The 13,941-nt window shown below is 61.1% G+C and carries 12 protein-coding genes; 3 read left to right on the top strand and 9 right to left on the bottom strand.

The features are described 5' to 3' along the window. Nucleotides 1–2: 2 nt before the first annotated feature. The 5 genes from AB7M26_RS04010 to AB7M26_RS03990 all read right to left on the bottom strand — a co-directional run bounded on the left by AB7M26_RS04010 (nucleotide 3) and on the right by AB7M26_RS03990 (nucleotide 6,990). Entirely contained in the window at nucleotides 3–1,538 is a 1,536-nt protein-coding gene (locus AB7M26_RS04010) for an MFS transporter (RefSeq protein ID WP_429387997.1), read from the bottom strand. A 241-nt stretch (nucleotides 1,539–1,779) separates the two neighbouring features. Beyond that, nucleotides 1,780–2,700, bottom strand: coding sequence for a LysR family transcriptional regulator (locus AB7M26_RS04005; RefSeq protein ID WP_429375703.1), 921 nt, complete (start codon nucleotides 2,698–2,700; stop codon nucleotides 1,780–1,782). A 123-nt stretch (nucleotides 2,701–2,823) separates the two neighbouring features. Further along, complete coding sequence (locus tag AB7M26_RS04000) at nucleotides 2,824–5,172, bottom strand: FdhF/YdeP family oxidoreductase (protein ID WP_123498350.1); 2,349 nt, start codon at nucleotides 5,170–5,172, stop codon at nucleotides 2,824–2,826. Then, a complete protein-coding gene (gene fdhD / locus AB7M26_RS03995; protein WP_192346579.1) occupies nucleotides 5,169–6,008 on the bottom strand; it encodes a formate dehydrogenase accessory sulfurtransferase FdhD in 840 nt (279 codons plus the stop codon). Before fdhD ends, AB7M26_RS04000 begins: the two co-directional genes overlap by 4 nt. 94 nt (nucleotides 6,009–6,102) lie before the next feature. Next, nucleotides 6,103–6,990 (bottom strand): LysR family transcriptional regulator, encoded by an 888-nt coding sequence (locus AB7M26_RS03990; protein ID WP_123498354.1) that lies wholly within the window; start codon nucleotides 6,988–6,990, stop codon nucleotides 6,103–6,105. Nucleotides 6,991–7,127: 137 nt separating this feature from the next. Here AB7M26_RS03990 and lysM point away from each other — a divergent pair, with 137 nt between their 5' ends. Next, a complete protein-coding gene (lysM, locus tag AB7M26_RS03985; protein ID WP_429375700.1) occupies nucleotides 7,128–7,568 on the top strand; it encodes a peptidoglycan-binding protein LysM in 441 nt (146 codons plus the stop codon). A 125-nt stretch (nucleotides 7,569–7,693) separates the two neighbouring features. Here lysM and yrfG read toward each other — a convergent pair whose 3' ends face one another. Further along, the gene (gene yrfG, locus AB7M26_RS03980) at nucleotides 7,694–8,356 is read right to left on the bottom strand and encodes a GMP/IMP nucleotidase (RefSeq protein ID WP_123498358.1); all 663 of its coding nucleotides are present in this window, start codon (nucleotides 8,354–8,356) and stop codon (nucleotides 7,694–7,696) included. Nucleotides 8,357–8,587: 231 nt separating this feature from the next. Between yrfG and nudE the strand changes: the two genes are divergently transcribed. Next, nucleotides 8,588–9,154, top strand: a complete 567-nt coding sequence (gene nudE / locus AB7M26_RS03975) for an ADP compounds hydrolase NudE (protein ID WP_429387989.1) — start codon at nucleotides 8,588–8,590, stop codon at nucleotides 9,152–9,154. Continuing rightward, on the top strand, nucleotides 9,151–9,984 hold the full coding sequence (cysQ, locus tag AB7M26_RS03970) for a 3'(2'),5'-bisphosphate nucleotidase CysQ (protein WP_123498362.1): 834 nt from the start codon (nucleotides 9,151–9,153) through the stop codon (nucleotides 9,982–9,984). The genes nudE and cysQ overlap by 4 nt, the downstream gene beginning before the upstream one ends. A 166-nt stretch (nucleotides 9,985–10,150) precedes the next feature. Here the strand turns inward: cysQ and AB7M26_RS03965 are convergent, their stop codons facing one another. The 3 genes from AB7M26_RS03965 to AB7M26_RS03955 are packed head-to-tail and all read right to left on the bottom strand — an operon-like array spanning nucleotide 10,151 to nucleotide 13,849. Beyond that, a complete protein-coding gene (locus AB7M26_RS03965) occupies nucleotides 10,151–10,609 on the bottom strand; it encodes a YiiD C-terminal domain-containing protein (protein WP_123498364.1) in 459 nt (152 codons plus the stop codon). Nucleotides 10,610–10,649: 40 nt separating this feature from the next. Continuing rightward, nucleotides 10,650–12,044: a sigma-54-dependent transcriptional regulator gene (locus AB7M26_RS03960; RefSeq protein ID WP_123498366.1), complete on the bottom strand. Its 1,395-nt coding sequence runs from the start codon at nucleotides 12,042–12,044 to the stop codon at nucleotides 10,650–10,652. Continuing rightward, entirely contained in the window at nucleotides 12,041–13,849 is a 1,809-nt protein-coding gene (locus AB7M26_RS03955; RefSeq protein WP_123498428.1) for a sensor histidine kinase, read from the bottom strand. Before AB7M26_RS03955 ends, AB7M26_RS03960 begins: the two co-directional genes overlap by 4 nt. Nucleotides 13,850–13,941: the final 92 nt, after the last annotated feature.

Below are 13,941 nucleotides of genomic sequence, written 5' to 3'. Positions count from 1 at the left end.
ATTCAAGTCGGCGCGCGCGGTGGATAGATCCGCGTCGGCAGCCAGAAAATCATCAGGATCAGCACCACGGCGACGCCGGCCATGCACAGATAAAGATCGGAGGAGGTCAGCACCAGGGCCTGTTGATGCAGTCGGTGAGCCAGGCTTACGTCGCTTTGGATCAGGGGCGAGTTACCAAGGTTGTCCACCAGCATGGTCGAGTGGAAATGCAGCCTTGCGGTGGTCAGTGCCTCGATCACCCCGGTGGCGATTACCGCCGCCAGGCCTTTCACGGTGTTGAACCAGGCCGAGGCGTACGGCCCTTCCATCGGAGTGATGCTGCCGGTGGAGAGCATCAACAGCGGCAGCACGGCCATGGGCTGACCGAAAATCTGCAGCCATTGCAGGACATAGAAATCGTCGCGAATCCACGCCGACGTCAGTTGCGAACCACCGAGGCAAGACAGCGCCAGCATGCTCAGGCCGATCCCCAGCACCCAGCGGCAATCGACCCAGCGCAGGTTGCACAGCGCCGCCACCAACGGCAGCGCGATCAACTGAGGCAGCGCCGCCAGCAGCATGATCGGCGCGGTCTGCACCGGGCGATAACCCTGGACCTGAGCCAGGTAACTGGAGGGAATGAGGACCACCGCGAGCAACACCACCAGCACGCCGGCCAGCGTCAACAGCGCGAACGACAGATTGCGGATACCGAGCATCTGTAACTTGAAGAACGGAATCGGTTGCGACCATTCATTGATCAAAAACAGCACCAGCAACAGCAACCCGCCGCCGAGCAGCCCGCAGATCAGGCTCGACTCGAACCAGTCCAGCCGATTGCCTTGCAGAATGCCGATCACTAACATGCAGATCGCCGGAAAACCCAGCAGCAAGCCACGCCAGTTGAACTGTTTGAAGCGCTCCAGCCGCAGCGGATCCTGAGGCAAACCGTAAGCCACCGCCGCCATGGCAAGCAGGCACGGCACGACGATTTGCCAGAAGGTCCATTGCCAGCCGACGTACTCGGTCCACAACCCGGCCAGCGGTGTACCGAGACCGGGACCGAAGGTTGCCGTCAGGGCATAACCGGCCAGGCCATAGAGTTTCACGTTGGCCGGCAGGAACCGCAGGGCGACGGTCATCAGCATCGGCGGCAACGCGCCGCCTGCCAGGCCTTGCAAGGTGCGCATGACCAGCAGGCTTTCGTAATTCGGAGCGAACGGGCACAACACACCCAGCAGGGTGAACACACTGATCGCGCACAGAGTGAAGCGCCGCAACGAGAACGTCACCGCACACCAAGGGGCAAACGCCATGGCGGCCACCGAGGTCGCGGTGTAACTGACGACCAGCCAGGTGCCTTCGTCGTAACCGATGGCCAACGCGCCGCGGATATCGGCCAGCGCGACTTTGGTCACCATCTCGTTCAGGCCCGACACCAGCACCGCCAGTAACACGCCCACCAGGCCGATGATGATTCGCGGGCCGAAGACCGGTGGCGTGACGGCGGCCGTTGGTTTGGCCGCAGCGAGAGGCGCCGTGACCGTGAGGGAAGTCATGTACTGCAAGCTCCGGAAAGGGAATACCGAAGCATTTTAGGGAGCGTGGAAGGTTACGAAAATTGACTTATTGGCAGCTTATAAGTGTGTTTCATGCAGCATTTAGATTCAGAAAACGGCACAGATCCTTGTGGGAGCGGGCTTGCCCGCGAAGAGGCCATCACCTTCAACGTCAACATTGACTGACACTCCGCTTTCGCGGGCAAGCCCGTTCCCACAGGGGGATGCGTCAACCGTCAACTTAGGTTGGCTGTGCCACCAACCACGTCTCATCGCAACAGGTCTTGAGGGTTTCACGCATCCAGCGGTGAGCCGGGTCCTTGTCGAAACGCGGATGCCAGGCCTGGGTCAGCATCAGGGTCGGTAACGGAATTGGCAGGGTGAACGAGCGCAGTTTCAAGCCCAGGCGTCGCACGCTCAGCAGCGCCTCCTTGGGCACCGGCAGAATCAGATCGGAATCCGGCAAGGCGAACATCGCCGCATGGAAACTCGGCGCAATCACCGCCACCCGCCGCTCCAGCCCCAAGGCGTTAAGCGCCGTGTCGATCGGCCCGCGGGCGATCCCGCGACGGGACATGCTGATATGAGAAAACCCGGCGTACCGTTCGGCGGTGATTTCTTCGTCGAACAACGGGTGATCTTCACGCACCAGCCCGACAAAGTGCGTGGAAAACAGGTTCTGCACCTTCACTTCCGGCATCAGCGGACGATTGTTGCTGACGCTTAAATCGATACGTCCTTCACGCAAGGCTTCATCGTCTCCATCGCCCTCGGGAACGAAGCGCAATTCGCAATGCGGGGCCTGGCGCTCCATCGTGTCAAATAGCTTGCCGCCGTAAACGCCAACAAAGAAATCATTGGCGCGAATGCTGAACCGCCGGCGCAAACTGCCCAGATCCACCTCATCGGCGGAGCGGAACAGCAAAGCGGCCTGCTCCACCAGGTCCCGCACCTGCTCGCGCAACTCCAGTGCCTTGGGCGTCGGCACCAAGCCTCGACCGGCGCGCACCAGAATCGGATCGCCAATGGCCTCGCGAATCCGCGTCAGCGTCCGGCTCATCGCCGCCGGGCTGAGATTCATCCGCCGTGCGGCGCCTACCACACTGCCTTCATCGAGCAAGGCGTCGAGGGCGACCAACAGGTTCATGTCCGGGAGTTGCATGCTGAGCACTCGTGTCTGATCTGGATTGATTCAGACGCAATGCTAGCAAACATCTTCCTGACGGATGTATTGGCAGGTCTGTGGGAGCAACCTGCTCGCGATGGTGTCAGCTCAGACGCCGCGTTAAGCCGACTTGGCCAAAATCAACCCAGTATCACTCGCCGCTTCCAAGCGAATCGCCACAAACTTCGATGTCGGCGTATGGCTGCCGTCTCCAGTGCTTTCCAGCGGCACCAGCGGGTTCACTTCCGGATAGTAAGCGGCCGCTTGCCCGGCAGGAATGTCAAACGCCAGCAGCGTAAAACCCTTCACCCGACGCTCACGGCCATCATCCCAAATCGAAACAATGTCAGCCTTTTGCCCGGGTTTGAACCCGAGGCGAATGATGTCGGCTTCATTGACGAACAGCACGTCGCGCTGACCTTTCACCCCGCGATAACGGTCATCAAGACCATAAATCGTGGTGTTGTACTGATCGTGGGAGCGCATCGACTGCATGATCAGGTCCGGCAGCACGCCGGTGGCGCGGGTGCGCTCGTGCACCAGGTGTTTGGGCAGCCTGTTCGCACGGAAGTTGGCCCGACCCGATGGGGTATTCCAGCGACGTGCGCCGGCGCTGTTACCCAGGTAGAAGCCTCCCGGGTTCTGGATTTTCTCGTTGAAGTCCCGGAAGCCCGGGATGGTGTCGGCGATCAGGTCGCGGATGCGGCTGTAATCGGCCACCAGCCAGTTCCAGTCCACCGGTTTGCTGCCCAAGGTTGCGGCGGCGATGCCGGCGATGATTGCAGGCTCCGAGCGCATCTGGTTCGACAGTGGCTGCAGCTGACCGTTGGAGGCGTGGACCATGCTGAACGAGTCTTCCACGGTCACCGCTTGGGCGCCTTCGGCCTGGATATCGATGTCGGTACGGCCCATGCACGGCAGGATCAGCGCGTCTTTACCGTGGGCCAAATGGCTACGGTTGAGTTTGGTGCTGATCTGCACGGTCAGGTCGCAGTTGGCCAGAGCCTGGAAGGTACGCGTACTGTCCGGGGTGGCTTGGGCGAAATTGCCGCCCAGGCCGATGAAGACTTTCGAGCGGCCATCAGCCATGGCGTGAATCGCCTCGACCACGTTGTGGCCGTTTTCACGGGGAACCTTGAACTGGAAGCGCCGCTCCAGAGCGTCGAGGAATGCCACCGGCGGACGTTCGTTAATGCCCATTGTCCGGTCGCCCTGCACATTGCTGTGGCCGCGCACCGGGCACAGGCCGGCACCCGGCCGGCCGATGTTGCCGCGCAACAGCATCAGGTTGGCGATTTCCTGGATGGTCGCCACCGAATGACGATGCTGGGTAATGCCCATCGCCCAGCACATGATCACATTCTTGCCCTTGGCGTACATGCGCGCCGCTTGCTCGATTTCCACCAGGGTCAGGCCGGACTGCTCGACGATCTGCTCCCACGGGGTGTCGTCGACGATGCCGAGGTATTCCAGAACGTTGACGCTGTGTTCATTGAGGAAGTCGTGGTCGAACACCGCAGGCTCACCAGCCTTCTGCGCATCGCGCTCCCATTGCAGCAGGAACTTGGCCATGCCGCGCATGATCGCCATGTCGCCGCCCAATGCCGGGCGGAAGTACGCGGTGTTGGTCGGCTTGTCGCCGTTGGTGAGCATTTCCAGTGGGTGCTGTGGATGCTGAAAACGTTCCAGACCGCGTTCTTTCAGCGGGTTGATGCACACCACCTGAGCGCCGCGTTTCACCGCTTCGCGCAGGGGTTCGAGCATCCGCGGGTGGTTGGTGCCGGGGTTCTGGCCCCAGACGAAAATCGCATCGGCGTGTTCGAAATCATCGAAGGTCACGGTGCCTTTGCCGACGCCAACGCTCTGCGCCAACGCAACACCACTGGCTTCATGACACATGTTTGAGCAGTCGGGGAAATTGTTGGTGCCATAGGCGCGCACGAACAATTGATAGAGGAACGCCGCTTCGTTGCTGGCGCGGCCCGAGGTGTAGAACTCGGCCTGATTCGGGCTCGACAGGCCGCGCAGATGTTTGGCGACCAGGGTGAAGGCATCATCCCAGCTGATGGGTTGGTAGCGATCGGTTTCGGCGTTGTAGCTCATCGGCTCGGTCAGGCGGCCCTGATATTCAAGCCAGTAGTCGCTCTGTTCCAGCAGCGAGGTGACGCTATGTTTGGCAAAGAATGCAGCGTCGACACGGCGTTTGGTCGCTTCCCAGTTCACCGCTTTAGCGCCGTTCTCGCAGAACATCACCATGCCCTTTTCCGGAGAATCGCCCCACGCGCAACCGGGGCAGTCGAAGCCGCCGTTCTGGTTGGTCTTGAGCATTATGCGCAGGTTTTTCAGCGCGTTATCGCTGGTCAACCAGGCTTGGGCGACGCTGATCAGCGCACCCCAGCCACCGGCTGGGCCTTTATAGGGCTTGTAGCGGGGGACGGGTTTCTGGTCGGCTTGACGATGTTGACTCACGCTTGATTCTCCGTCGCGGGGCTGTAGACCCGCGGCGCACTTTTCTGCGGCAGGTGGATGAGGTTGAGGTTGTGTCGACGGGCCCATTGCACGGCAAGGCCCGTGGGCGACGATAAACTGACCAGGGTCTGAATGCCGGCGCGTAAAACTTTCTGGATCAATTCGAGGCTGCAACGGCTGGTGACAATCGCCAGGCCGCCAGTGATCGGGATCTTCTGGCGGATCAACCCACCGATCAGCTTGTCGAGGGCGTTGTGTCGACCGATGTCTTCACGGCCCAGCAACAATTCGCCGTTGCCGTTCATGAACACCGCCGCATGTACCGCGCCGCAATGTTGGCCCAGCGGCTGGAATTCTCCGATGCGCTGGCGCAGGCCGTCCAGCCATTCGGTAGGGGGCAGTGGGGCGCCGGGCAAGACTTTGAGGTCGGGCAGTGCTTGCTCAACCGCTTCCACGCCGCAGAGACCACAACCACTGGTGCCAGCCAGTTGCCGACGCTGCTGCTTGAGGTTCCAGAAGGCGCGATTGGCGATGGTCACTTGCGCGTATTGCGCCGAGCCCGTGCCGCTGAGTTGCAAGTCGTAGATATCGCAGGCGTCTTCGATGATGCCGCTGCCGAGGCTGAAACCGACGATGAAGTCTTCAAGATCCGTTGGTGTGACCAACATGACGGCCTGGCTGATGCCGTTATAGGCAATCGCCAACGCGACTTCCTCGGCCAGCGCGGTGCTGGCCGACTCGGTGTATTCAAGGTTGCAGTAACTGTATGTCTGACTGGCGACGGTCGCGGGCGTTTCAACAGCAGGCGCCGCGCGGGCAGGGCGCTTGGCGTTCATCAGGTATCACCGATGGGTTGGTCAGTTTTAAGCCTAGGCGGGTCAGCGGGTCGTGTCTAATTGCTATTACTGATCTGCTGATAGATGACGTCGATCAAGAGCCGGCCACTGATTGCTGATATATCGCGAAACAGGCTTCTGCAAGCGCCGAACGCGGAGCGCTACGACGCATGATCAGCCCCAGCCGGGCGAGGGTCTGGGCACTTTCTATAGGCTGCAGGCGCAAGTGATCGGTGAGGTTTTCCAGTCCACCTTCCAATGGCATCACGGCGCAGCACAGACCGCCGTGTACCGCTTGTAACAACTGGTGGACCGCATCGGTTTGCAGCAACGGTTGTGGGGCCAAGCCACGGCTGTGGAAGTTATGGTCGATGGACTGGCGAAAATGCATGCCACTGGTGAGCATGCCCAACGGCAGTTCAATCAACGATTTCCAGCTTAAGGGCGCGTCACCGAAACTGAAGAAACGCTGATCGTAGAGCAAGCCCATGCGGGTTTCGCTGAAGGCCAGGGAATCGAAACGCTCACCGTCCAGACGCTCCAGGTACGACACGCCGAGGTCGAGACGGTTGTTCGCCAGCTGCTCGAGGATCTGCTCGGAACTCAGTGCCGAGAGTTCGAAGCGCAGGTTCGGGTGCTCGGCGTGCAGGCGCTGCATCAGCGGTACCGGGTCGAAACTCGACAGCGGCACCACGCCCAGACGCAACGTACCCACGAGGTTGCCGCGACAGGCAGCCGCTTCGGCCTGCAAGCCGTCGTAGGCCGCTAGCACCGTACGCGCCCACGCCAGCACGCGCTCGCCCGGCGCGGTGAAACCTTCGAAGCGCTGGCCGCGGTTGACCAGCGGCAGTTCGAGTTCTTCTTCGAGGCTGCGCAGGCGCATGGACAGGGTCGGTTGGGTGATGTGACAACGCGCGGCGGCCTGGCCAAAATGCCGGGTTTCGTCGAGAGCGATGAGGAATTTGAGCTGCTTGATGTCCATCTTCGCTCCAGGGCGCGGGCAAGGTTTGCGATTCTACCGCCTGCGCGGGGTTGGGTCATTGGTCGGCTGGGAACCGGGCTTTGCAAGGCTGGTCTAGTCTTTGGCGTCTGGAACCTAAACCCCAAGGAGAATGCACCATGAGTATTTTTAGCTTTGTGAAAGAAGCAGGCGAAAAACTTATTGATCTGCTGACACCTGGCAATGCGAATGCCAGCGAGCAGTTGAAGGAACACATCAGCAAGGTCGGCCTGGGTAATCCGAATGTTCAGGCGACAATCGAGGGCGACAAAGTCATCGTCACTGGTGAAGTGGCGAGTCAGGAAGAGAAGGAAAAAATTCTGCTGGCCGTGGGCAATATTGCCGGTGTCGCTAGCGTGGATGACCAGATCACGGTGACCGGACCGGTGGCGAAGGCCGCTCGTTTCGTTACGGTGAAAAAGGGCGACACCCTCAGCGCGATTTCCAAGGCCGAATACGGCGACCCGAACAAGTACAACAAAATCTTCGAGGCCAACAAACCTATGCTGTCGCACCCGGACAAGATCTATCCGGGGCAGGTGTTGCGGATTCCTGAGTAAGACTTGAGACCGTGTGATGGCCATCGCGGGCAAGCCACGCTCCCACAGGTTTTGTCGTTCGCGTAGAGTGCACACGACACAAAACCTGTGGGAGCGTGGCTTGCCCGCGATGCAGGCGACTCGGTCTAAAGTCCTGTAATGAGCTCCCGATAATCCCCCACCGCCGCAAACTCGGCCGTGTCCTTCGGCCCTTTTCGGCTGTCTGGCTCGCTCACGGCCAACAGATGCGCCACGCCAAAATTGCGCGCACTGCGCAGAATCGGCAACGTATCGTCGATAAACAGACTGCGCGCCGGATCGAAGCCGATGTCGGCTTGCAAGGCATCCCAGAACTGCGGGTTTTCCTTGGGGAAACCGTAATCGTGAGAGCTGATCAAGCGCTCGAAATACGGCGCCAGTTCAATTCGTTCCAGCTTCAATGACAGCGAGTCGCGGTGGGCGTTGGTGATCAGTACCACGCGTTTGCCGGCCCGTTTGATCGCCGCCAGAAAAGTGTCCGCATCCGCACGCAGGGCGATCAAGTGCGCGGTTTCCAGTTTCAGTTCGCGCACCGACAGCTTCAGCTCGGCGCTCCAGAAATCCAGGCAGTACCACTGCAATTGTCCGGCATTGCGTTCGAACAGCGGCTGCAATTCCAGCTCCGCCATGGCCCGGCTCACCCCGTGCAGCTCGGCATAACGCTGGGGCAGGTGCTCCATCCAGAAATGGTTGTCGTAGTGCAGGTCCAGCAACGTGCCGTCCATATCCAGCAAAACGGTATCGATGTCATGCCAGGGCAGCAGGGACATAAAACTTCTCCAGCGGTAAAAAAGATATCCGGGATAAACAATCAGGATAGGCCGGGTACAGGCTGGGTGGAAAGCGTCGCGAGCGAAGGGAGTGCAAGGAAAAAACAGGCGAGGACGGGGAGTTTACGAGTTGTAAATGACCCGTCCGAGCCTGTTTTTGACGCAGCAATCTCGAGCGCAGCAGCTTTCAAACAGCCTGTATAGTAACCCGCTTACGCCAAGGAGCCATCTATGCGCCAGAAACCCACCGTACTCGCCCGCGACATTGTCGCCACCAGCCGTTTGTTCTGTGTCGAAGAGCTGAAGTTGCGCTTTTCCAATGGCGTGGAGCGTACTTACGAGCGTCTGGTCAGCAAAGGCACCGGCCATGGCGCAGTGATGATTGTGGCGATGCTCGACGCGGAGCACGCGGTGTTGGTGGAGGAATACTGCGGCGGCACCGATGCTTATGAATTGTCCCTGCCCAAAGGTTTGATCGAGCCGGGCGAAGACGTGTTGGCGGCGGCCGAGCGGGAGCTCATGGAAGAGGCCGGGTATGGCGCGCGACAGCTTGAGCATTTGACCGAGTTGTCATTGTCACCGGGCTACATGAGCCAGAGGATCCAGGTGGTGCTGGCCACTGAGCTGTACGAAGAACGCCTGGGGGGGGACGAGCCCGAGCCGATGGGGGTGGAAAAGATCAACCTGCGTGAATTGTCGTCTTTGGCGCAGAATCCACGATTCACCGAGGGCCGTGCCTTGGCGGCGCTGTATCTGGCCCGTGACTTACTGACTCAACGTGGGGTGTTTTTACCGTGAGCTTGAATTTTTCCCATCCGTTGATGGCGCCAGTCGTTGAACTGGCTTTGAAGGCTGGCGAGGCGATCCTGCCGTTCTGGCGCGTCAACGTTGCTGTCACTGCAAAGTCCGATGATTCCCCGGTTACAGCCGCCGACATGGCCGCTCATCACGTGATTCTGGCCGGGCTGACAGCGCTGGACCCGAGCATTCCGGTGCTGTCCGAAGAAGACGCCAATATCCCCCAGAGCGTGCGCGCCGGGTGGCAGCGCTGGTGGCTGGTTGATCCGTTGGACGGGACCAAGGAGTTCATCTCCGGTAGCGAAGAGTTCACTGTCAACATTGCGCTGATCGAGCAGGGGCGTGTGGTGTTTGGTGTGGTGTCGATGCCGACCAACGGGCGCTTTTATGTTGGCGGTGCAGGGTTGGGTGCCTGGCGTGGTGATAAAGGCGCCGAGCCGTTGCCGATTCAGGTTCGCGAGGTTCCGGCTGCGGGTGAGCTTTTCACGGTAGTCGCCAGTCGTCGGCATTCGAGCCCTGAGCAAGAACGGTTACTCGCGGGGTTGAGCGATAGCCTGGGTGAGTTGCAACTGGCGAACATCGGCAGCTCGCTGAAATTTTGCCTGCTGGCAGAAGGCGCGGCGGATTGTTATCCGCGGCTGGCGCCGACTTCGCAGTGGGACACGGCGGCTGCGCAAGGTGTGCTGGAAGGTGCGGGGGGGGAGGTGCTGGATTTGAATGGTGAGCCGTTCTGCTATCCGGCGCGGGAGTCGTTGCTGAATGAATTCTTTCTGGCGCTGCCGGCCAAGGCGGCATGGCGGGAGAAACTGCTGAAACTCGCACGTTCCTGAGTTTCGCATAATTTTGTGGCGAGGGAGCTTGCTCCCGCTGGGTCGCGAAGCGGCCCCAAATCCAGCCAGCGCGCAATATCAGTTAACCCCCGTCGTCTGAATGGCGACTGCTGCGCAGCCGAGCGGGAGCAAGCTCCCTCGCCACAGGTTCTGTTTTGGCTGGTTCCTAGCGGTGCAGCACGTACTGTCCCACGAACTTCACCGCATCCTCTTCACTCCCGGTATTCACGATCCGCGAATGCAGCGTCAACCGCGCCCGCCCATACCGCTCATACATTGCCAGAAACTTCTTCCAGACTGCCGCACTCGGTGCCTGGCAAATCGCCGTCGCGTCCATGGTGACCGGCAGCGGGTAGCTGATCTGCCCTTCCTGAATCACGATGTGCCCGTCTTCGATGATGCCTTCTTCACGCAAACGCAAATGCAGCCAGCCCCAGCCGGCCAGCACTGCGCCGCAATACAGACTGCCACCGAACATGGTGCTCTTGTGATTGACGTTGGCCGCAAGCGGCAGGTGCAGGCGCAGTTGTTGGTCGTGCCAGTCGAGCACTTTGAGGCCCATGTCCCGCGTGAGGGGGATGTCAGAATGGAGGATCGATTCCAGGTGACGACTGTCGCGGTTCATTCACGGGCCTTTTGTGTGAAGGGGATGATCTTACGGTAGCTCAATCAAGGTCGTCAGTGTGGCTGCCGGCGCCGGCATCGGCGAAGTTCAGACCATGCTTGCGCAGTTTGTCATGCAAGGTTTTGCGCGGAATCCCGAGCGCTTCGGCGAGACTGCGCACGGAACTGTGCGAGCGCGCCAGTTCGGCGGCAATCAAACTCTTCTCGAAGTTCTCCACTTGCTCGCTAAGGCCGCCGCTGACGACTTCAATCGTGCTGCCGACGCCGCCATCCGGCGCACTGTTGTCCAGCGCCAGTTCCAGACCCAGGGCAAAGCGTTCGGCGGCGTTCTGCAGTTCACGTACATTGCCTGGCCAGGTGTGGCGCAATAGCAGCGCCCGGTGTCCCGGCTGCAATTCGTGGGGTGGCAAACCGTGGCGGGCGCTGGCTTCATCGGCGAAATGCTGGAACAGCATCAGCGCATCTTCGCCTCGCTCACGCAGCGGCGGAATGCGCAGCGGCGCGACGTTCAGGCGGTAATACAAGTCGGCACGGAAGCGGCCCTGATCAGCGGATTGACGCAGGTCCTCCTTGGTCGCGGCAATGATGCGGATGTCGAGCGGGATCAGCTGGTTGCCGCCCAAGCGCTCGACGACCCGCTCTTGCAGCAAGCGCAGCAATTTCACCTGCACGTCCAGGCTCATGCTTTCGATTTCATCGAGGAACAACGTGCCGCCATTGGCAAATTCGAACTTGCCGATGCGACGCTTCTGCGCGCCGGTAAACGCACCGGGCTCGTGACCGAACAGCTCGCTTTCCACCACCGACTCGGCCAGAGCCCCGGCGTTGATCGCCACGAATGGACCGTTACGCCGACTCGACAGGTCGTGCAGCGCGCGCGCCACCACTTCCTTGCCCGCACCGGTTTCGCCGAGGATCAGCACGTCGGCCTTGGTCGCCGCCAGTGCACCGATCTGCTCGCGCAGGCGCAGCATCGGCGCTGATTGCCCGACGAGCCGAGCGCTCAGTTCGTTGCGATCGCTCAGGGCCAGACGCAGGCTGCGGTTGTCCAGCACCAGCCGGCGCAGGTCCAGGGCACGACGTACGCTGTCGAGCAGCGCGTCGCTGGCGAAAGGTTTTTCCAGAAAATCATAGGCTCCGGCACGCATGGCTTGAACGGCCAGCGGCACATCGCCGTGGCCGGTGATCAGCAGCACGGGTAGCTCCGGGTCCTGGGCGTGGAGTTCGGTCAGCAGTTCGAGGCCGTCCATGCCTGGCATGCGGATGTCACTGACCACCACGCCCGGCCAGTCACGCTCCAGCTGCCCGGCCAGGCCTTTGGCTTCAGCCAGCGGCAGGATTTTCAGGCCGGCCAGGTCCAGGGTCTGGCTCAGGGCCTGGCGCAGGTGGGGATCGTCGTCGATCAACACGACCTGGATGCGGTTGTCGATGGTCATGCACTTCGGTCCTCGGACGGTTGCAGGCTCACGCCCGGTGCGCCTGCGCGCAACTTCAGGGTAATCAGGGCGCCACCTTCCTTGTGGTTGGAGAACGACAATTCACCACCGAAGGCGCGCATCAGGGTGTCGCAGATCGCCAGCCCCAAGCCAAGCCCCTGAGTGCGGGTCTTGGTGGTGTAGAAGGGCTCGCCGGCACGCCCCAGCGCTTCCAGGCAGAACCCGGGGCCATTGTCGCGAATGTACAGATTGACGCCGTCGGCGGTGGACTCGGCACTCAACCAGAGTTTACGCGGCGGGCCTTTTTCCGTCAGGGCATCGAGGGCATTGGCCAGCAGGTTGCCGAGTACCTGGCGCAGACGGGTTTCCCCGGCCTCGACCCATAGGGTGGCAGCCGGCAGGTCACGGATCAGCTCGACTTCCATGCTGCGCCGACGCTTGGCCAGTAACGCCAGCGCGTCGTCCAGTGCCGGTTGCAGGGCAACACTTTCCGGGGCGTGGCGATCACGCCGGGCGAAGGCGCGCAGGTGGGCGATGATCGAGGCCATGCGCCCGGTCAATTCGCTGATCAGCTTGAGGTTGCCGCGAGCATCCTCGGTGCGCTGATGATCGAGCAGCACTTCGGCGTTTTCCGCGTAGCTGCGGATTGCCGCCAGCGGTTGGTTGAGCTCATGGCTGATGCTCGCCGACATCGTCCCCAGCGCCGAGAGCTTGCCGGCCTGCACCAGGTCATCCTGCGCGCGCACCAGTTCCTGCTGAGCGTGTTCGCGCTCCAGCACTTCCTGCTTGAGTCGACGGTTGAGGCCTTCGAGGTCGCTGGTCCGTTCGGCGACCCGGCCTTCCAGTTCCTGGCGGGCCTTGCCTTCGAAGGCGATCCGCTCCAGGTAATGGCGTCGGCGCTGCATCATCAAGCCCAGCAGCAGCATCAATACCAGCAGCGTTGCGCCGCCAATGGCCACGACGGTGCGTACCGGACGATCGATCAGGGTGCGCGGCGCAAGGATACTGACGCTCCAGCCGGTTTCTTCGATCTGCCGGGTTTGGGTCAGCCAGGCGTTGGCGTCTAGATTCAACGGCTTGGGATCGCGGGTCGGGTAGGGTTGAATCGCGGTAATGGCCTCGCGTTCTGCGTCGCTCAATGGACGGGTCGAGCGGAAACGCCACTCGGGCCGTGACGTGAGGATGACCACGCCATTGTGGTCGGTGACCAACAGTTGTTCTGGGGTTTTACCCCAGAGGCTTTCGGTGTGGTCGAGGTCGACCTTGATCACCAGTACGCCGATGATTTTTTCGCGATCACGTATCGCCGCCGCGAAGAAGTAACCGCGCTTGGCCGAGGTGGTGCCCAGGCCGAAGAAGCGCCCCAGACGCCCGGCCATGGCTTCGCTGAAATAAGGACGGAAAGCGAAATTGCGGCCAACGAAGCTGTCGTGTTTGTCCCAATTGGAGGCCGCCAGCGTCTTGCCGGTGGTGTCCATCAGGTACATGACTTCGGCGCCGGTCTGGGCACTGATGTTTTTCAGCAGGCGATTGGCATTGCCCTGAATCACGCCCTCGTCGGGTGCAGCCAATGTCGCGCGCAGGGCGGGCAACTCGCCGAGAATCTGCGGTAACACTTCATACCGATGCAGAGTGCCCAGCAGGTTGGCGACGTAGAGGTCGAGGGTCTGACGGTTCTGTCCGGCCAGTTCGCTGCGGTAGTAACGCTCGGCCAAATGCTCCAGAGGCCAAAGCAAGGGCGCCAGGCACAACGCGAGTAGCGCCAGGCTGCGCCAGCGGGGTCTGCGGGGGAGAGTTGGTGTCATGAGCATCAAGCGCCTATGGGTATGGACGCATTATGCCTAGGCTTGCGGGCGCAGTCTGCGCACCTGGGATCAAGTGCGCGCTGGCGGTGAAC

The sequence above is a fragment of the Pseudomonas sp. F-14 TE3482 genome (assembly GCF_053629455.1).
This window is presented reverse-complemented; position numbering and strand designations above follow the sequence as displayed.

Excerpts from the sequence above, each read along its gene's own strand:
- AB7M26_RS04010 (WP_429387997.1), bottom strand. The coding sequence starts at position 1,538 with ATGACTTCCCTCACGGTCACGGCGCCTCTCGCTGCGGCCAAACCAACG.
- AB7M26_RS04005 (WP_429375703.1), bottom strand. The coding sequence starts at position 2,700 with ATGCAACTCCCGGACATGAACCTGTTGGTCGCCCTCGACGCCTTGCTC.
- fdhD (WP_192346579.1), bottom strand. The coding sequence starts at position 6,008 with ATGAACGCCAAGCGCCCTGCCCGCGCGGCGCCTGCTGTTGAAACGCCC.
- AB7M26_RS03990 (WP_123498354.1), bottom strand. The coding sequence starts at position 6,990 with ATGGACATCAAGCAGCTCAAATTCCTCATCGCTCTCGACGAAACCCGG.
- lysM (WP_429375700.1), top strand. The coding sequence starts at position 7,128 with ATGAGTATTTTTAGCTTTGTGAAAGAAGCAGGCGAAAAACTTATTGAT.
- yrfG (WP_123498358.1), bottom strand. The coding sequence starts at position 8,356 with ATGTCCCTGCTGCCCTGGCATGACATCGATACCGTTTTGCTGGATATG.
- nudE (WP_429387989.1), top strand. The coding sequence starts at position 8,588 with ATGCGCCAGAAACCCACCGTACTCGCCCGCGACATTGTCGCCACCAGC.
- AB7M26_RS03965 (WP_123498364.1), bottom strand. The coding sequence starts at position 10,609 with ATGAACCGCGACAGTCGTCACCTGGAATCGATCCTCCATTCTGACATC.
- AB7M26_RS03960 (WP_123498366.1), bottom strand. The coding sequence starts at position 12,044 with ATGACCATCGACAACCGCATCCAGGTCGTGTTGATCGACGACGATCCC.
- AB7M26_RS03955 (WP_123498428.1), bottom strand. The coding sequence starts at position 13,849 with ATGACACCAACTCTCCCCCGCAGACCCCGCTGGCGCAGCCTGGCGCTA.